This window comes from Rhizorhabdus antheiae (genome assembly GCF_049889055.1).
Lineage (GTDB): Bacteria > Pseudomonadota > Alphaproteobacteria > Sphingomonadales > Sphingomonadaceae > Rhizorhabdus.
Genome location: NZ_JBLTWO010000005.1, coordinates 195,065 through 213,070 on the forward strand (window position 1 = coordinate 195,065; position 18,006 = coordinate 213,070).

Genomic DNA, 18,006 nt, shown 5'->3' on the forward strand with positions numbered 1-18,006 from the left:
GCTTCAAATTTTCTCATTTTATATCAGTGATTTAGACAACCCCTTACGCGGGAGCATACGGGCGCGGAAGCGGGCGCGCGCCGGCCCGTACGCGGGTGCGCGCAGTCTATTAAGACTTTCGTAGTTAATTCAGCGGTAATCATCGTCCTCAAGGAACTGGTGTGGCTGGCACGCTAGATCCGACGAAGGACGGCGACGATGAACATCGGCATCTCCGAGAAGGCCCAGGGCTCCCATCCGACGCTAACCGCGTGGCTTGCAGGCGCGGGCATCGACTGGCTGCTGATCGATCCTGCCGACGCGACGGTCCGCCAGGCCCAGCGCATCCTGCACGTCACCGAGATCGGCCTCGCCCGCCAGCACGACATCCTCATCGATTTTGCCGATGGCACGCCGGTGCTCCGCCGCGCCAAGATCGGCCGCCCCACCACCCTCGTCTTCGGCTTCGAGGACATGGCCTTCGGGCACGCCCTGATCGCCGAGCTGATCCGTCCCGCCGTCATGCCGGCCTGCGGCGAACCCGACAGCGCCAAGTTCCTCCAGCTCGCCGCGCGGATCGCGCGCAGCGAGGCCAGCATCCTCCTGCTCGGCCAGACCGGCACCGGCAAGGAAGGCGTCGCACGCTTCATTCACGCCGCCTCGGGCCGCGCCGAACGCCCGTTCGTCGCGGTCAACTGCGCCGCGCTCCCCGAAACCATGCTCGAAGCCATGCTCTTCGGCCACCAGAAGGGCGCGTTCACCGGCGCCAACATGTCCAGCGAGGGGCTGTTCCGTGCCGCCGACGGCGGCACGCTGCTGCTCGACGAAGTGGCCGAACTGCCGCTCTCGCTGCAGCCCAAGCTGCTCCGCGCGCTGCAGGAACGCGAAGTCCTCCCCGTCGGCGCCACCACCCCGGTCCCCGTCGACGTCCGTATCGTCGCCGCAGGCAACCGCGATCTGGCCGCCGAGGTCGAGGCAGGCCGCTTCCGCGCCGACCTCTACTGGCGGCTCAACGTCATGCCGCTGTCCCTCAAGCCGCTCGCCGAGCGCCGGCAGGACATCCGCGCGATCGCCGCCGCTTTGCTGTTGCGCCATGCCGGCCAGCATGAGGAGCTGCCATGGCCGACCGCAGCAGCACTCGATCGCCTGATGGCGCACGACTGGCCCGGCAATGTCCGCGAGCTCGAAAATGTCCTCCAGCGCGCGATGCTGATGCGTGAGGGCAACCGTATCGACACAGCCGATCTCATCATCGATCGCGCGCCCGGCCTGCCGACGCACGAAGGCTCGGCCACGGCCGCTCAGGAAGACACCGCGCTCAGCCTCGCCGAAGCGCGCCGCCTCAGCCAGGCGCGCGCGATCGAGGAAGCGCTCGCCGCCACGGGCGGGCATCGTCTCCGCGCGGCCCAGCGGCTCGGAATCTCCGAACGCACGCTCCGTTATCGGCTCGCCGATATGCGCGCGGCCGCTTGAGGAGGGTTGAATGACCACCATCAACACCAGCAACATCCTCGCGATGCGGCAGGCGATCCTGCAGCAGAACAGCGCGCTGCAGAAGGCCGCCGCCGCACCGACGCCGCTGGACGGTGTTCAACAGGTCGGCAGTGCCACCAGCGCGCCGGAGGGCAGCTTCGCCTCGACGCTGCGCGGCGCTCTGACCGAGGTCAACGGCCTCCAGGCCAAGGCCACTGCGGCGACCGAAAGCTACGAGCGCGGCGAGACCACCGACATCGCGGCGGTCATGCTTCAGCGCGAACAGTCGAGCATCGGCTTCCAGGCCACCTTGCAGGTCCGCAACAAACTCCTGTCCGCCTACAAGGACATCATGAGCATGCCGGTATAATCCATGGCAGACATCGTCCCCACCGCCCCGACCGCTTCGGCCCTCGCCACCACCGCCCCGGCTTCGGTCGGCACTTCGGCCGTGCTCGAACGCATCCGCGACTTCGCGGCCCAGCCTGCCATCCAGCGCAGCCTGCCGATGATGGGGCTGATCGGCCTGCTTGGTGCCGCAGCGCTGCTGTGGGCGACGATGTCGGGCGCACCGCAGCGCGACCTGTTCGCGGGCATGAGCGACGGCGACAAGGCCGCCGTGGCCGATGCCCTGAAGGCCGCCAACATTCCCTATGAGATCAACCGCGACACCGGCGCCATCACCGTTCCGGAAACGGCCTTCTATCAGGCGAAGATGCTGCTCGCCCAGCAGGGCCTGCCCAAGGCCGCTCCCGACGGAGACGCGATGATCTCGTCGCTGCCGCTGGGCGCCAGCCGTGCGGTCGAAGGCGAGAAGCTCCGCTCGGCCCGCGAAATGGATCTGGCGCGCACGATCGAGGCGATCGACGCGGTCGATACCGCGAAGGTCCACATCGCGGCGGGACAGCCGACCGTCTTCCTGCGCGACGAGAGCAAGCCCCAGGCATCGGTCATGTTGCGTATGCGCGCCGGTCGCACCCTGTCGGACTCGCAGGTTCAGGCGATCGTCCATCTGGTCGCCTCCTCGGTTCCGGATCTGTCGCCCGACAGCGTATCGGTAGTCGATCAGGCAGGCCGGTTGCTGTCCAGCTCGGGCAGTGATCCGCTCAGCCAGGCATCGGCTCGCCAGGTCGACATCCAGACCAAGATGGAGCAGCGCTATCTCGAAGCGCTCAACAAGATCCTGACGCCGATCGTGGGTGCCGGCAATTTCACCGCAGAGGTGCATGCCGACGTCGACTTCACCGAGACCCAGGCGACGCGCGAGAGCTATCCCAAGGACACCGCCGTGGTCCGTCAGGAACAGGGCAGCTGGACCGGCGACAAGCCCGCCGAGGCCGGTGGCATCCCCGGCGCGCTGTCGAACCAGGCGCCGGCGGCCAGCCAGGTTGCCGCCGCGCCGAACCAGACCCTGCCCGTTCCGCCTGCGGCCGGCACGACGGCTGCGGCCAATGGCGCCAAGACGTCCGAGAATTACAACCGCACCTATGAACTTGGCCGCGAGGTCTCCGTCACCCGCGCCCCGATCGGCACGGTCAAGCGCCTGTCGGTCGCCGTGGCGCTGCGTGAAGGCAGCCGCAAGTTCAGCCGGGCCGAGCTGGCGTCGATCGAGACATTGGTGCGTGGCGCCGTCGGCGCGGACGCCAATCGCGGCGACGTGGTAGCCCTGTCGGCCCGCAGCTTCGCAATGGCCGAAGAGGCCGAGGTCAAGCCGAACTGGTGGGAAGCCCCCTGGGTGTCCACCCTCGCCCGCAACCTGTCCGCGCTGCTGGTCGTCGCCCTGCTCGTCTTCGGGGTCGCAAAGCCCCTGCTCAAGCGCCGCGCGGCGCTGGCCGAGGAGAAGCAGACCATGGCGATGGCCATGGCCGATCCTGCAGCCCGCATCCCGGAGAACACCAACCCCGCGATCCGCGCCGAGATCGCGACCGTTCTGGCCCAGCAGGCGCTGCAGGATCCGAACAAGCCGGTGACGCTCGACATGATCGAGGCAACGCCCGGCTATGCCAACCGCGCCGAACTGATCCGCAATTTCGTCCGGCAGGACCCCGACCGCGCGGCTCTTGTCGTCCGCGACCTGATTCGCGCCGACATGCCCAGGGGCGAATGATCCATGGCTGACGAAACCCCGATCGACACCGACGACGCCAACCCGCTCCCCGGCGGGAGCCAGGCCGCCGCGATCCTGATGATGCTGCTCGGCGAAGAGGAAGCCGCGACCGTGCTCGCCCGTCTCGACCCGGCAGAGGTGCAGCATCTCGGCGGTGCGATGTTCAACGTCGCCAACGTCTCCGAGGAAGCGATCGACGGCGTGTTCGACGTGTTCGTCGACCGCGCCAAGGCCCGCACCACGCTGGGTTTCGGGGTCGAGCGCCAGATCAAGGGAATCATGCACAAGGCCCTCGGCCAGGAGAAAGCCGACCAGGTCCTGCAGCGCATCACGCCCGTCCAGCACACCACGGCGCTCGAAAATCTGAAGTGGATGGACGCACGCCAGATCGCCAATCTGATCGAGTTCGAGCATCCGCAGATCGCCGCGATCGTGCTTGCCTTTCTCGACGCGCAACGAGCCGCAGATGTTCTCGCGCTCCTGCCAGAGGACATGCAGGCGGGCCTCGTCTATCGCGTCGCCACAATGGGACCGGTCACCGAAGCGGCGCTGGTCGAGCTCGACGACTTGCTCAACCGCCCCGTCGCCGGCCAGAGCAACGGCGCGATCACCCGGCGCGGCGGTGCCGGCGAGGCCGCCAAAATCGTCAACTCGTCGCGCAAGGCGGCCGAGCAGCGGATCATCAAGGCCCTGCAAAAGCTGGACAAGTCGGTCGCCCGCAATGTCGAGGAAGAGATGTTCATCTTCGACAATCTGATGGCGCTTTCCGAAAAGGATCTCGGCACCCTGCTGCGCGCCGTCGACAACGACATTCTCGTCGTCTCGCTCAAGGGCGCAGACGAAAAGCTTCGCGGCAAGATCTTCGGCTGCATGTCCAGCCGCGCGGCACAGTCGGTACAGGACGAGATCGCCGATCGCGGCCCGATGCGTCTGGCCGATGTGCAGGAAGCGCAGAAGGCAATGCTCGCCATAGCGCGCAAGCTGGCGGCCGAAGGCACGATCAGCCTGGGCGGAAAGGGCGACGATTTTGTCTGAGATCTGGACGCAAGACATTGGCGATGCCGCCACGCGCGTCGAAGCCTGGGCCCGCCCGGCGTCCGGCACGCAATTCACCCCCTGGGGCGGCTCGCCCCCGCGCCGTCGTGCCAGCGACTTCGCCCCGCGCTCGCCCAGCCCCGCCTCGGACGCGGGGCCGGCTGCACCCGTGGACATCGAGGCCGTGCAGGCAGAAGCCTTCGCCGCGGGTTTCGAGCAAGGACGTCAGGCGACCATCCTGGAGTTCGCCCGCGAGCGCGAGGCCCTGGCCCAGCTCGTCCGCGCAGCCGAGGCGCTCCAGCCGGAAGCGCAGGGGCCGCTCGCCGCAGTCCTTGCCGAAACCGTCACCCGCATGGTCCGCCAGATCGTCGGCGAGGTTAAGATCGATCCGGCCCTGCTCGAGCAGCGCGCCACCGCGATCGCCGAACTCGTAACCGCCGAATGCGGCCCGGCGCGCCTGCGCCTCCATCCGGACGATATCGCGCTGCTCGACGGCGTCGATCTCGGCCTGCCCCTTGCTCCGGACCACCATCTCGCCTCGGGCACGATCGTGCTCGAAACGGGCGAAGGCTGGATCGAAGACGGTCCACAGGTCCGCCTGGCCCGCCTGCGTACCCAGCTCGACGCCATGGGGCTGCCGCGATGAGCCTGGCCCTGCTCGCCCGGACCATGCTCGATGGGGTCGAACCCGATCAGGGCGGACCGCGCCGCATCGGCCGGCTGGCCTCCTATGACGGCCTGATGCTCGAAGCGACCGGCTTTCCCATGCCGGTGGGCTCGAACGCCCGCGTCATCGACGCCGACGGGCACGCCGCCCTCGCCGAGGTCGTCGGTTTCCGTGGCAGCCGCACCCTGCTGATGGCGCTCGACGCCGATGCGCCCCACAGCGCCGGCGCACGCGTCGAACCCGATCGGCGCGGCGGATCGGTGGATGTCGGGGAAACGCTGCTCGGCCGTGTGATGGACGCACTCGGCAACCCCATCGACGGGCTCGGTCCGATCGCGACCGCGGAACGCTGGCCGCTCGCGGGCCGCCGAGGCAATCCACTCGACCGCGCGCGCGTCACCGAGCCGTTCGACATGGGCGTCCGCGCGATCAACGCCATGCTCACCGCCGGCGTCGGCCAGCGCATCGCCATCGCCGCCGGATCGGGCGTCGGCAAGTCGGTCCTGATGGGGCAGATGATCGCGGGCGCCGAAGCCGACGTCATCGTCGTCGGCCTGGTCGGCGAGCGCAGCCGCGAAGTCTCCGACTTCCTCGCGACCAAACTCGCCGGGCCGGTGCGCCAGAAGAGCGTCGTCGTGGCGGTTCCCGCCGATCACCCGCCGGTGCTGCGCCTGCGCGCGGCGATGCGGGCCACCGCCATCGCCGAGTATTTCCGCGCGCAGGGCAAGCGCGTCCTGCTGCTGATCGACAGCCTCACCCGCGTCGCCCATGCGCAGCGCGAGATCGGACTGTCGCTGGGCGAGCCGCCGACGATGAAGGGCTATCCCCCGTCGGCACTCGGCCTGATCCCGCGCCTCATCGAACGCGCCGGTGTCGACGTCCATTCGGGCGGCTCGATCACCGCGCTCTACACCGTGCTTGCCGACGGCGACGATACCGACGATCCGATCGTCGACACCGCCCGGGCAATCGTCGACGGCCATATCATCCTGTCGCGCGGGCTCGCCGAACAAGGCGTGTTCCCGGCGATCGACATCGGCAAGTCGCTGAGCCGCGTGATGAGCGACATCGTCTCGCCCGAGCATCTGCGCGCCTCGCAGATCTTCCGCCGGCTCTGGGCTGTCTATGAGGAAAATCGCGACCTGATCCTGATGGGTGCCTATCGCCAGGGCAGCGACCCGATCGTCGACATCGCGATCGCGCGGCACGACGACATCCTCGGCTTCATCAGTCAGGGCCAGAAAGAGCGCGTCGACTATGCGCAGTCGGCCCAGGCCCTGCTTGAGGCGTTCGGCGGATGAAGTCGATCGTCGCCAGGCGCGCCCGCATCACGCGGGTCCGGAGCGTGCAGCATCTGCTGGCGGCCTCGGCTGCGGCACAGGCCGAAGCGCAACTCGACACGCTCCGGAACAACCAGGAGAAGCTTGCCATGCTGCGCGACAGCCTGTCGGTGCCGGCCGGCATGACCAGCGGCGCGGTGCTTCAGAATCGCGGCCAGCTCGCGCAGCGGCTCGACACGGCACGCAACGGCCTCGCCGACGCCATCGTCTCGGCAAGAGCACAGGTCGAGGCCAAGGGCGCCGAGCGCCTTGAGGCCCGGCAGCGCCAGGAGAGCGCAGCGAAACTGGACCAGCGGGCCGCACAGGCCCTTACCGAGTGGACCGAAGCGCGGCTTGCCGCGTCCTTCCGTCCCCGTTCCAACCGATCATCCGAGCAGAAGGACAACTGACATGGCGGTAGCCGCGCTTTCCAATGCCGCGCTTGCCCTGACGGGGAGCGTCGCGCCCCAGCCCAGCGGACCTGCCCCCGCTGCCGGATCGGCGCCAGAATCGGCCCAGAATTTCGCCAAGCTCGTTTCGCGCCAGTCGGACCAGAAGACCACGCCCGACGGCGAGCACGCCCAGCCCGACGGCAAGCTGCCGGCCGATGCTGCCATCGCATCGTCCGAAGATCCTGCCGCCTCGACCGAGGGAGATGCCACAGCCGACGCCGAGACCGGCGAAAAGCCTGAAACCCTTCTGGCAGACATCGAAGCCATGGTCGCCGCCGCAGCACTGCTCGGCAACGGCCAGCCGGTGATGCCCGTCATCACGATACCGTCCGCCCCGGCGCCCGTCACCGATGGTGCCAGCGTCGATACCGCGCAGCCGACCGTCGCGGCCCTGCTGCTGGCAGGCACGAGCCTTCCGTCGCAGACGCCCGCCGCGGATGGCGCCGCGGCGAATGGGACCGCCGCGCCCGCGCCGGCCTTCGCTACGGCCCTGTCGACGGCTTCTGGCCAGAATGCCCAGGCGCAGACCGCCACGGCGGGCGAGCCAATCGCAACTGATCCCGCCATAACGGCCGGAGGGGATGTCGCGCCGCCCACCACGGTGGCTGCCGCGCCCACCACGACGACGGGAGAGCTACGTCAGGCCACCCCTGAGCTGACCCATATCGCCAGCCTCATCGCTTCGCTGCGACAGGCTTTCGCTCCGGCGGGCACGGCGCAGACTGCCGGCCCGCTGAAAAGCGATGGCTCCCCAGCTCCGACCGCGATCGATCCGCACAGTACAGCTACCGTGGCAGCGGAACAGGCCGAGGTCGCGATACCCACGATCCTGCGCGCGCCGGTGGTGACCATCGGCGACGACGACACGAGCGAAAGCGAAACGTCGGAAGCGCCGTCGGTCGATGGCGAAGCGATCACCGCGCCGACGCTTCCATTGGCCAGTAGCGCGAAGACGCCTGTCGCACAGGTGGTGGCGCCGAAACTCTCCAACGAAGAGCTTTCGGCTGACACGGTCAGCACACCCGTGACGATCGACGATGACCAGATTTCGGGTCTCGACGGTGCAGATCCTTCGGTCGTGACCGAGGCCTTTCCGAAAGCGCCGGAACTGCCGCCCGTCGACACGGACGAGACGCAGTCGACCGCAGCTACCGTGCCGACGCCTGCTGCCCCTGCGCCTGCGACGGCGGCCGACACCGGGATGCAAGTCGGTGATGCCGGCGTCGCCGACGGCAACAGCGTGCAGCAGCAGACGATCGATCGCCATCTGGACCTCGCCCGCGACACCCAGTGGCTCGACCGTCTCGCCCGCGACATCAGCCGCGTGGCGGACCACCAGGGCCATCTGAAGTTCCAGCTCAACCCCGAACATCTGGGTGCCCTTACCGTCGAGATCGTCAACAGCGCCGCCGGCACCGCGATCCGCATGAGCACCGATACCGATCAGGCGCGCCAGATCATCGCCGATGCCCAGCCGCGCCTCATCGCCGAGGTTCGCGCGCAGGGGCTGCGCGTCGCGGAATCGCATGTCGACCTCAACAATCAGCAGAGCGGCGGCGGCACCGGTTCGACCGGAGCCCAGGCGCAGCAAGGCCAGCAGGGTCAATCGCGTCAGCCGTCAGAAGATAATAAACCTTTTTCGCTTAATCAGTCTGCCGTGCGTGACGAAGCCGTCGATTCGACGGATCGTGACGACCGCGACCTTTACGCATGATCAATGGGATTTGACCGATGAGCAGTGCCGCCGCCGCTCCCGCGCCTGACGCCCCCGCCCCCAAGAAGAAGGGCAAGATGAAGGGCATCCTCGTGATGCTCGTCGTCGCCCTGCTGTTCGCCGGCATCGGCGTGGGCGCCGGCCTCTATGCGGCCGGTTCCGGCCTGGTTGGCGGCAAGCACAAGGCAGAGGAAGAGCATCCCGAGGACCCCAACGCGCCCAAGCTCGTCAAAAAAGAGGGCGCGGACGATGGCCATGGGGCGGAAAAGCAGACGCTGCCGATCGGGCTGGAGACCGACAAGTCTCCCGACCCGACCAAGTACAAGGCGTCCTATTACGCCTTCGAGCAGCCCTTCACTGCCAATCTGCGCGATTCCGACGGTTTCACCCAGATCGGGCTGGGCGTCTCGACCTTCTACGACCAGAAGGTGCTCGACAATCTGAAGGACAATGACATGCCGATCCGCTCGGCCATCCTGATGGTATTGTCGCAGCAGGACAGCTTCTCTATCGGCACGCCCGAGGGCAAGCTGAAGCTGCAGAAGGAACTGAAGGACGCCATCAACACGGTCCTCAAGCAGCGCACCGACTTCGGTGGGATCGACAACGTCTATTTCACCAGCATCGTCGTTCAGTAAGGGCTGCAGCTTTGGGGGCCTTTGGCCCTCATTTCCCCGAAGGCGGGCTTGGCCTTCCGGCAACCGCTGCTAAACAGCCGGCATGACCGCAAGAACCCGCCGCCGCTTTCTGCGGGATGCCGCCCTGACCGGCTCGGCCGCCGCCTGCGCACACTGGCTTCCAGCCTGGGCCGCTGCGCCGTCCTCACAGGGACAGGCGATTCTTCATGGCCCGCATATCGCGCTCACCATCGACCATCTGACGATGACGGTCGACGGGCGGACAACCCACGCCGTCGGCGTCAACGGCACGGCCCCCGGCCCGCTGATCCGCCTGCGCGAAGGACAGACCGCGCGCATCTCGGTCACCAACCGGCTGCACGAGGACAGCTCGATCCACTGGCATGGCATCCTCCTGCCCTTCCAGATGGACGGCGTTCCGGGGATCAGCTTTCCCGGCATCCGGCCGGGCGAGACCTTCGTCTATGAATTCCCGGTTCTGCAGAACGGCACCTACTGGTATCACAGCCACAGCAATCTGCAGGAACAGATGGGCCATTATGGCCCGCTGGTCGTCGACCCGGCCGACGGCTCCACGCCAGACCATGATCGCGATCATGTGATCCTGCTGTCGGACCATGCCCGGCTGCACCCGCATGAGATATTCCGCCGGTTGAAGGTCGATCCGGGCGGCTTCAACCGGCAGCGCCAGACCCTGGGCGGGCTGCTCGCGGGCAAGGACCAGCCGCTCAAGGACCGGCTCGAATGGGCTGCGATGCGGATGGATCCGACCGACGTGTCGGACGCTACCGGCAACATCTACACCTATCTGGTCAACGGCCATGGGCCGGCCGATAACTGGACCGCCCTGTTCCAACCGGGCGAGCGGGTGCGCCTCCGCGTGATCAACGCCTCGGCAATGACCAATTTCAATGTTCGCATTCCCGGCCTGCCGCTCGAGATCGTCGCGGCGGACGGCCTTCCCGTCCGCCCGTTGACGGTCGACGAGTTCCAGATCGCCGTCGCGGAAACCTATGACGTCATCGTCCGCCCTGGCGATGCGGCCTATACACTGGTCGGCGAGGCTATCGACCGTTCGGGCATCGCCCGCGCGACGCTCGCGCCACGCATGGGCATGGTCGCCCCCGTCCCGCCGCTGCGTCGCCGCCCGATCGTGACGATGCGCGACATGGGTATGGACATGGGCGACATGGATATGGGCGGCATGGACCATGGCGGGCATGGCATGGACATGAGCATGCGCAGCGGCGCCAATGCCCCGCAGGTGGAAATGGGGCCGGGCGTGCAGACCATCTCGCCCATGCCGGTCGACCGGACGGGCGAGCCGCCGCAGGGACTGGAGGATGTCGGGCATCGCGTACTCGTCTATCGCGATCTCGTCGCCGTCGATCGCAACCCCGACACGCGCACGCCATCGCGCAGCCTGGAACTGCATCTGACCGGCAATATGGAACGCTATATGTGGTCGTTCGACGGGGTGAAGATGAGCGACGTCAAGGCGCCCATCCCCTTCACCAAGGGCGAGCGCGTTCGCGTCACGCTGGTCAACGACACCATGATGAACCACCCCATCCACCTGCACGGCCATTATTTCGAGCTGGTAACCGGCCATGGCGACCATGCGCCGCGCAAGCATACGGTCAACGTCGCACCGGGGGGCAAGGTGACCTTCGACCTGACCGCCGATGCCGAGGGCGACTGGGCCTTCCACTGCCACATGCTCTATCACATGCATGCGGGCATGTTCGAGATCGTCACGGTGCGCGCGGCATGAAGCGCCTGATCCTCGCGGGCCTGATCCTCGCCGGCTCCGCCCAGGCGCAGACCACCGCGCCGGCTGATCCGCATGCAGGCCACAGCATGCCTGCGGCTGGCGCTCATGCAGGGCACGCCATGCCCATGGGCGATCCCAACGCCGGCCACGACGCCGCGGCGGCTGATCCGCATGCCGGACACGAAATGCCTGCGGCCGATCCACACGCCGGGCATCAGATGCCGACGGACCCCCATGCGGCCCATGACGCGAGACCCGCTGCGGTCGAGATCGGCAATGCTCCAGCCCCGCCACCACCCACCGACCGCGCGGCGGACCGCTTCTTCCCAGCCGCCACCATGGCCGCCGCGCGCGAGGCGCTCGTGCGCGAGCATGGCGGCATGACCGTCAGTCAGCTGATGATCGACCTTGCCGAGGTTCGTCCGGGCAAGGGCGCCGACGGCTATGCCTGGAATGGCGAGGCCTGGATCGGGGGCGACATCGATCGGCTCGCCCTCAAGAGCGAGGGCGAAGGCGACGATATACTCGGTCAGGCGGAGGTCCAGGCGCTGTGGAGCCATGCGCTTGACGCCTACTGGAACTTTCAGCTCGGCGTCCGACAGGACATCCGCCCGCGTCCCGGCCGCAGCTATGCCGTGGTCGGGATCGAGGGCCTTGCACCTTATTGGTTCGAGGTCGACGCCAATCTCTTCCTGTCGAACAAGGGCGATCTCTCCGCGCGGATCGAGGCTTATTATGACCAGCGCCTCACCCAGCGACTGATCCTCCAACCGCGCATCGAACTCGACTTCGCCTTCGCGGACGATCGCCGGAGCGGCGTGGGCAGCGGGCTCGGGACGACCGAAGCAGGCTTCCGGCTGCGTTATGAGTTCAGCCGCCGCTTCGCACCTTATGTCGGCCTGGTCCACGAGCGACGCTTCGGCGAAACCGGCCGGCTGGCGATCGCCATGGGGGAGTCCCGGCGTGAGACGCGGGCGGTGCTCGGGGTCAGGGCCTGGTTCTGACGGCCGGCCGGGTCGCCACCGGCACCCTATGAAAAAAGCCACCCCGCGGTCTGCGGGATGGCCCTTTTCTTATCACCAAGCCGGCTTCGATCAGATGTGGATCGGCTTGCCCGTCACCGCCATGGCGGCTTCCTTAAGCGCTTCCGAATGGGTCGGGTGCGCATGGCAGGTATAGGCGATGTCCTCGCTGGTCGCGCCGAACTCCATTGCCTGGGCGGCCTGCGCGATCATCGTGCCGCCGACCGAGGCGATGATGTGGACGCCCAGCACCTTGTCGGTCTTCGCGTCGGCGATCACCTTCACGAAGCCATCGGGCTCATGATTGGTCTTGGCGCGCGAATTGGCGAGCATCGGGAACTTGCCGACCTTGATCTCGCCGCGGGCCTTCGCCTCTTCCTCGGTCAGGCCCACGCCGGCGAACTCGGGCATGGTGTATACGACGCCGGGAATCACATCGTGATTCACGATGCCGGTCAGGCCCGCGATATTCTCGGCGACGGCAATGCCCTCGTCCTCGGCCTTGTGGGCGAGCATCGGGCCGGGCACGACGTCGCCGATCGCCCAGATGCCCGGAACGCCGGTCGCGAAGTCATGATCGATCTCGATCTGCCCGCGCTTGTTGGTGGCGAGGCCGGCACGCTCGAGCGCGAGCCCTTCGGTGTTCGGGCGCCGCCCGATCGACACCAGCACCACATCGGCCTCCAGCGTCTCGGCAGCGCCGCCGGCCGCCGGTTCGACCGTGACGGTCGCCTTCTCGCCCTTCACGGCGACACCTGTCACCTTGGTGGAGAGCTTGAACTCCATGCCCTGCTTCTTGAAGATCTTGGCGGCTTCCTTGCGGATGTCGCCATCCATGCCCGGCAACAGCTGATCGAGATATTCGACCACCGTGACCTTGGCGCCGAGCCGCTTCCAGACCGAGCCGAGCTCGAGTCCGATAACGCCGCCGCCGATCACGACCATATGACCGGGGACCTTGGGCAGTTCGAGCGCGCCAGTGGAGGACACCACGATCTTCTCGTCGATCTCGACGCCCGGCAGCGGGGTGACGCTGGAGCCCGTCGCGATCACGATGTTCTTCGCACGATAGGTCTTGCCCGCGATCTCGACGCTGTCCTTGCCGGCGAAAGACGCCCGGCCCTTCAGCCACTCGACCTTGTTCTTCTTGAACAGATATTCGATGCCGCCGGTGAGGCTCTTGACCGCTTCGCGGCGCTGGGCGTGCATCGTGTCGAGATCGAGTTCGACCTGGGTCTTGATGCCGAGCTTGGCCAGCTTGCCGCTGGCGGCTTCCTCATACAGTTCGGAGGCGTGCAGCATCGCCTTGGACGGGATGCAGCCGACGTTGAGGCAGGTGCCGCCGAGCGTCTCGCGGCTCTCGGCGCAAGCTGTCTTGAGGCCGAGCTGGGCCGCACGGATCGCCGCGACATAGCCGCCGGGGCCGGCGCCAATGACGATCACGTCGAAATCATAATCGGACATTGTCATTTCCTTATTCGCCGCGCCGGCCTCCCCCCGCCCATTGGGCAGGAAGAGGCCCCGGCCTCACGGCCGGGGCGACGATGACGCTTAGAGGTCGATCAGCAGACGGGTCGGATCCTCGATCGCGTTCTTGAGCGCGACGAGAAAAGTGACCGCCTCGCGACCGTCGATCAGGCGATGATCATAGCTGAGCGCGAGATACATCATCGGACGAGCGACGATCTGACCGTCACGGACGACCGGCCGATCCTCGATCCGGTGCAGGCCGAGCACGCCCGACTGCGGCGGATTGATGATCGGGGTCGACATCAGCGAGCCGAAGACGCCACCATTGGAAATGGTGAAGGTACCGCCCTTCATCTCTTCCAGCTTCAGCGTGCCGGCCTTTGCGCGGGTGCCGAAGTCGCCGATGGTCTTCTCGATCTCCGCCACCGACAGGGTCTGCGCGTCGCGGATCACCGGAACGACCAGACCGTTCGGCGCCGACACGGCGACCGACACGTCGACATAATCGCGATAGACGATCTCGTCGCCCTCGATCGAAGCGTTGACGGCGGGCACGTCGCGCAGCGCCATGCAGGCGGCCTTCACGAAGAAGCCCATGAAGCCCAGGCGAACGCCGTGCTTCTTCTCGAACAGGTCCTTGTACTTGGCGCGCGCCTCGATCACCGCCGTCATGTCGACGTCGTTGAAGGTGGTCAGCATCGCCGCCGTGTTCTGCGCTTCCTTCAGACGGCTCGCGACCGTCTGGCGCAGGCGGGTCATGCGGACGCGCTCTTCCTTGCGGCCACCAGCCGACGAGACAGCAACAGCGGCGACCGGCGCCGGGGCGACGGGGGCGGCCTTGGGCTGGCTCTTCGCGGCGGCGACGACATCGTCCTTGGTCAGGCGGCCATCTTTGCCGGTGCCCCTGATCTTGGTCGGGTCGACGCCATATTCGAGCACGGCGCGGCGAACCGACGGCGACAGCGTCACCGGATCGCCCGGTTCCTCGTCGGCCGGGGCCGCAGCGGGCTCCGCCGGGGCAGCCGCCTCGGCCTTGCCGACCGCAGTCTGATCTTCGACCGCCGGGGTTGCGGCCGTCGCGGCGGTGGCGCCTTCAACGACCCGCGCGATGACCGCGCCGACATTGACCGTGTCGCCCTCGGCGACGACCAGTTCGCCCATAACGCCCGCGACGGGCGACGGCACTTCGACCGCGACCTTATCGGTCTCGAGGCTCGCAATCGGTTCGTCGGCCTTCACCACCTCGCCCGGCTTCTTGAGCCACTGGCCCAGCGTCGCCTCGGTGATCGATTCACCGAGCGTCGGAACAACCACATCGGTAGCCATCTTACTTACCCTTCGATTCGTGGCCGAGCGCGTCGGCGATCAGTGCCGCCTGCTGGACGGCATGGTTGCGGGCGAGGCCGGTCGCCGTCGCTGCGGCGGCCTTGCGGCCCGCATAGACGGGACGCTTCGGTACGCCCCCATTTTCGATGAGAACCTTCTCGATATAATGCTCGACGAAGGTCCAGGCGCCCTGGTTCTTCGGCTCTTCCTGTGCCCACACCACGGTTTCGAGGTTGGGCATCCGGCTGAAGAAGCTGATCAGCGCATCCGCCGGGAACGGATAGAGCTGCTCGAGGCGCAGGATCATCGTGTTCTTGTCGCCCGCTGCATCGCGCGCTTCGGCCAGCTCATAATAGAGCTTGCCCGACACGAGCACGACCCGACGCACGTCGGCATCGGCCGGCGGGTTGGCATCGCGCAAAACGCGCTGGAACCGGCTCTCGCCCATCATCTCCTCGACCGTCGACACCGCCGACTTGTGGCGGAGCAGGGACTTCGGCGTCATGATGATCAGCGGCTTGCGGAACTGGCGAACCATCTGCCGGCGCAGAATATGGAAATAATTGGCCGGCGTGGTGCAGTTGGCGACCTGCATATTGTCTTCCGCGCACAGCTGCAGATAGCGCTCGAGGCGTGCTGAGCTGTGCTCCGGCCCCTGCCCTTCATAGCCGTGCGGCAGCAGCATCACGAGGCCGTTCACGCGCAGCCACTTCGCCTCACCGGACGAGATGAACTGATCGATGATGACCTGCGCGCCATTGGCGAAGTCGCCGAACTGCGCCTCCCACATGACCAGCGTGTTCGGCGCCGCCGATGCATAGCCATATTCGAAGCCCAGCACGCCGAATTCCGACAGCGGGCTGTCGAGCACCTGGAAACGCCGGTCCATCGCGGACAGCGGGATATACTTGTGCCCATCCTTCTGGTCGACCCAGACGGCGTGACGGTGGCTGAACGTACCACGGCCCGAATCCTGGCCCGACAGACGCACGCCATAACCGTCGCGCAGCAACGAGCCGAAAGCGAGCGCCTCCGCCGTCGCCCAGTCGAAGCCCTTGCCGGACTCGAACATTTCCTTCTTGGCATCGAGGATGCGCGCCAGCGTCTTGTGGATCGACAATCCCTCGGGAACAGTGGTCAGCTGCTTGGCCAGTTCGCCGATCCTGTCGGCGCTGATACCGGTCACCGCGGCGCGACGCTCGGTGATTGCTTCGCGCGGCTCCGCGAAGCCGGTCCAGTCGCCCTCGAACCAGTCGGCCTTGTTGACCTTGTAGCTCTTGCCCGCCTCGAACTCGGCCTCGAGCTGAGCGACGAACTCTCCCTCGGTCTGCGGCGTCCAGTCGGCGTCGATCACGCCTTCTTCCACCAGACGCGCGCTGTAAAGCGCGCTGACCGGCGGATGCTTGCGGATCTCCTCATACATCAGTGGCTGGGTGAAGCCCGGCTCGTCGCCTTCGTTATGGCCGAAGCGGCGGTAGCACCACATGTCGATCACGACGTCGCGCTTGAAGGTCTGGCGGAACTCGGTCGCTACCTTGCAGGCCCAGGTCACGGCTTCGGGATCGTCGCCATTGACGTGGAGGATCGGCGCCTGGACCATCTTGGCGATGTCCGACGGATAAGGCGACGAGCGGGCGAACTGCGGCGAGGTGGTGAAGCCCACCTGGTTGTTGATCACGAAGTGGATCGTGCCGCCGGTGTTGTAGCCGCGCAGGCCGGAGAAGCCGAAGCACTCCATGATGATGCCCTGACCCGCGAAGGCGGCATCGCCGTGCAGCAGGATCGGCAGGACCCGCGAACGCTCGAGATCGTCGACCTTGGTCTGTTTGGCGCGCGCCTTGCCCAGAACGACCGGATTGACACACTCCAGGTGGGACGGGTTCGGCGCCAGGCTCAGGTGGACCTTGTTGCCGTCGAACTCGCGGTCGGTCGATGTCCCGAGGTGATATTTGACGTCGCCCGAGCCGCCGACATCGGCGGGGTTGGACGAACCACCGGCAAATTCGTTGAAGATCGCGCGATAGGGCTTCTCCATGACGTTGGAGAGCACATTCAGACGGCCGCGATGGGCCATGCCGATCACGACCTCGTTCACGCCGTAAGCGCCGGCATATTTGATCACCGCTTCGAGCGCGGGGATCATCGACTCACCGCCATCGAGGCCGAAGCGCTTCGTGCCGACATATTTGCGGCCGAGGAACTTCTCCCACTGCTCGGCATGGATCACCTTGTTGAGAATCGCCTTCTTGCCCTCGGGCGTGAAGCTGATCTCGGCGTCCTTGCCTTCGATGCGAGCCTGCAGGAAGCGACGCTCTTCGACGTCGCTGATGTGCATATATTCGATGCCGACATTGCCGCAGTAATTCTTGCGGAGAATGGCGATCAGCTCGCGGACGGTCACGCGCTCAAGCCCCAGGAAGCCGGCGATATAGACCTCGCGGTCCATGTCGGCTTCGGTGAAGCCATGCCAGGCCGGACTCAGATCCTCGGTCTCCTCGCGCTGCGAGAGGCCGAGCGGATCGAGATTGGCGAGCAGATGGCCGCGCACGCGATAAGTGCGGATCAGCATGATGGCGCGGATCGAGTCGAGCGTACGCCGTTCGATCTCGGCCTGGCTGAGCCCCGGCGAAACCGGCGCCGCGACCGGGGCCGGGGCGCCCTTGGCGGGCTTCGGCGGCACGGTCATCTGGGTCGGATCGAGCGCTGCGGTCAGCGAGTCGGTCGTCGACGGAGGCCAGTTGGACCGGGCCCAGCTGGGACCCGACACATCGGCTTCCACTGTCGCGAAATATGCCTGCCAGTCTGGCTGCACGCTTGCCTTGTCGGCGCGATACTGCCGATAGAGCGATTCTACGAAGGAAGCACTGACTCCCTCCGGTCCGTCGAAACCGACGCCTTCGATACCCATCTCACCATCCTTGTCTGCACCCACCCCGGGACTTAGGCCCGAAGCACAGCAATGTGGGTTGATACTGTCGTTAAATGAACGAGGCGTGAAACGCCTCCCCCGCCCGAAGGCGGAGGCAGTCC

General features: G+C 66.8%; 15 protein-coding genes. 11 read left to right on the forward strand and 4 right to left on the reverse strand.

The features are described 5' to 3' along the window. The first annotated feature begins 198 nt into the window (after positions 1–198). The 10 genes from ACNI3R_RS11835 to ACNI3R_RS11880 all read left to right on the forward strand — a co-directional run bounded on the left by ACNI3R_RS11835 (position 199) and on the right by ACNI3R_RS11880 (position 11,158). Positions 199–1,452: a sigma-54 interaction domain-containing protein gene (locus ACNI3R_RS11835; protein WP_426183503.1), complete on the forward strand. Its 1,254-nt coding sequence runs from the start codon at positions 199–201 to the stop codon at positions 1,450–1,452. Between the two features lie 10 nt (positions 1,453–1,462). Next, a complete protein-coding gene (fliE, locus tag ACNI3R_RS11840) occupies positions 1,463–1,822 on the forward strand; it encodes a flagellar hook-basal body complex protein FliE (RefSeq protein WP_426183505.1) in 360 nt (119 codons plus the stop codon). A 3-nt stretch (positions 1,823–1,825) separates the two neighbouring features. Next, the gene (fliF, locus tag ACNI3R_RS11845; protein WP_426183507.1) at positions 1,826–3,559 is read left to right on the forward strand and encodes a flagellar basal-body MS-ring/collar protein FliF; all 1,734 of its coding nucleotides are present in this window, start codon (positions 1,826–1,828) and stop codon (positions 3,557–3,559) included. Between the two features lie 3 nt (positions 3,560–3,562). Continuing rightward, a complete protein-coding gene (gene fliG, locus ACNI3R_RS11850) occupies positions 3,563–4,594 on the forward strand; it encodes a flagellar motor switch protein FliG (protein WP_426183509.1) in 1,032 nt (343 codons plus the stop codon). Further along, complete coding sequence (locus ACNI3R_RS11855) at positions 4,587–5,240, forward strand: FliH/SctL family protein (RefSeq protein ID WP_426183511.1); 654 nt, start codon at positions 4,587–4,589, stop codon at positions 5,238–5,240. Before fliG ends, ACNI3R_RS11855 begins: the two co-directional genes overlap by 8 nt. After that, on the forward strand, positions 5,237–6,562 hold the full coding sequence (locus ACNI3R_RS11860) for a FliI/YscN family ATPase (RefSeq protein ID WP_426183513.1): 1,326 nt from the start codon (positions 5,237–5,239) through the stop codon (positions 6,560–6,562). Before ACNI3R_RS11855 ends, ACNI3R_RS11860 begins: the two co-directional genes overlap by 4 nt. Continuing rightward, positions 6,559–6,990 (forward strand): hypothetical protein, encoded by a 432-nt coding sequence (locus tag ACNI3R_RS11865; protein ID WP_426183515.1) that lies wholly within the window; start codon positions 6,559–6,561, stop codon positions 6,988–6,990. Before ACNI3R_RS11860 ends, ACNI3R_RS11865 begins: the two co-directional genes overlap by 4 nt. Position 6,991: 1 nt before the next feature. Further along, the gene (locus ACNI3R_RS11870; RefSeq protein WP_426183517.1) at positions 6,992–8,746 is read left to right on the forward strand and encodes a flagellar hook-length control protein FliK; all 1,755 of its coding nucleotides are present in this window, start codon (positions 6,992–6,994) and stop codon (positions 8,744–8,746) included. Between the two features lie 17 nt (positions 8,747–8,763). After that, positions 8,764–9,384, forward strand: coding sequence for a flagellar basal body-associated FliL family protein (locus ACNI3R_RS11875; protein ID WP_426183519.1), 621 nt, complete (start codon positions 8,764–8,766; stop codon positions 9,382–9,384). Between the two features lie 82 nt (positions 9,385–9,466). Next, positions 9,467–11,158, forward strand: a complete 1,692-nt coding sequence (locus ACNI3R_RS11880; protein WP_426183521.1) for a copper resistance system multicopper oxidase — start codon at positions 9,467–9,469, stop codon at positions 11,156–11,158. Here ACNI3R_RS11880 and ACNI3R_RS11885 read toward each other — a convergent pair. Beyond that, entirely contained in the window at positions 11,110–11,532 is a 423-nt protein-coding gene (locus ACNI3R_RS11885; RefSeq protein WP_426183523.1) for a hypothetical protein, read from the reverse strand. The genes ACNI3R_RS11880 and ACNI3R_RS11885 overlap by 49 nt on opposite strands. Before the next feature lie 6 nt (positions 11,533–11,538). Here ACNI3R_RS11885 and ACNI3R_RS11890 point away from each other — a divergent pair, with 6 nt between their 5' ends. After that, positions 11,539–12,162, forward strand: coding sequence for a copper resistance protein B (locus tag ACNI3R_RS11890; RefSeq protein WP_426183525.1), 624 nt, complete (start codon positions 11,539–11,541; stop codon positions 12,160–12,162). A gap of 90 nt (positions 12,163–12,252) precedes the next feature. Here ACNI3R_RS11890 and lpdA read toward each other — a convergent pair whose 3' ends face one another. From lpdA to ACNI3R_RS11905, 3 genes are all read right to left on the reverse strand, one after another. After that, positions 12,253–13,644, reverse strand: a complete 1,392-nt coding sequence (gene lpdA, locus ACNI3R_RS11895; RefSeq protein WP_426183527.1) for a dihydrolipoyl dehydrogenase — start codon at positions 13,642–13,644, stop codon at positions 12,253–12,255. 87 nt (positions 13,645–13,731) lie between these two features. Further along, positions 13,732–14,976: a 2-oxoglutarate dehydrogenase complex dihydrolipoyllysine-residue succinyltransferase gene (odhB, locus tag ACNI3R_RS11900; protein WP_426183529.1), complete on the reverse strand. Its 1,245-nt coding sequence runs from the start codon at positions 14,974–14,976 to the stop codon at positions 13,732–13,734. Between the two features lies 1 nt (position 14,977). Then, a complete protein-coding gene (locus ACNI3R_RS11905) occupies positions 14,978–17,884 on the reverse strand; it encodes a 2-oxoglutarate dehydrogenase E1 component (RefSeq protein WP_426183530.1) in 2,907 nt (968 codons plus the stop codon). Between the last annotated feature and the right edge of the window lie 122 nt (positions 17,885–18,006).

Coding starts and splice junctions, on each gene's coding strand:
- ACNI3R_RS11885 (WP_426183523.1), bottom strand. CDS start 11,532: ATGCTCGCGCACGAGCGCCTCGCGCGCGGCGGCCATGGTGGCGGCTGG.
- ACNI3R_RS11860 (WP_426183513.1), top strand. CDS start 5,237: ATGAGCCTGGCCCTGCTCGCCCGGACCATGCTCGATGGGGTCGAACCC.
- ACNI3R_RS11835 (WP_426183503.1), top strand. CDS start 199: ATGAACATCGGCATCTCCGAGAAGGCCCAGGGCTCCCATCCGACGCTA.
- lpdA (WP_426183527.1), bottom strand. CDS start 13,644: ATGTCCGATTATGATTTCGACGTGATCGTCATTGGCGCCGGCCCCGGC.
- ACNI3R_RS11865 (WP_426183515.1), top strand. CDS start 6,559: ATGAAGTCGATCGTCGCCAGGCGCGCCCGCATCACGCGGGTCCGGAGC.
- ACNI3R_RS11870 (WP_426183517.1), top strand. CDS start 6,992: ATGGCGGTAGCCGCGCTTTCCAATGCCGCGCTTGCCCTGACGGGGAGC.
- ACNI3R_RS11875 (WP_426183519.1), top strand. CDS start 8,764: ATGAGCAGTGCCGCCGCCGCTCCCGCGCCTGACGCCCCCGCCCCCAAG.
- odhB (WP_426183529.1), bottom strand. CDS start 14,976: ATGGCTACCGATGTGGTTGTTCCGACGCTCGGTGAATCGATCACCGAG.
- fliG (WP_426183509.1), top strand. CDS start 3,563: ATGGCTGACGAAACCCCGATCGACACCGACGACGCCAACCCGCTCCCC.
- ACNI3R_RS11880 (WP_426183521.1), top strand. CDS start 9,467: ATGACCGCAAGAACCCGCCGCCGCTTTCTGCGGGATGCCGCCCTGACC.
- ACNI3R_RS11890 (WP_426183525.1), top strand. CDS start 11,539: ATGACCGTCAGTCAGCTGATGATCGACCTTGCCGAGGTTCGTCCGGGC.
- fliE (WP_426183505.1), top strand. CDS start 1,463: ATGACCACCATCAACACCAGCAACATCCTCGCGATGCGGCAGGCGATC.
- fliF (WP_426183507.1), top strand. CDS start 1,826: ATGGCAGACATCGTCCCCACCGCCCCGACCGCTTCGGCCCTCGCCACC.
- ACNI3R_RS11905 (WP_426183530.1), bottom strand. CDS start 17,884: ATGGGTATCGAAGGCGTCGGTTTCGACGGACCGGAGGGAGTCAGTGCT.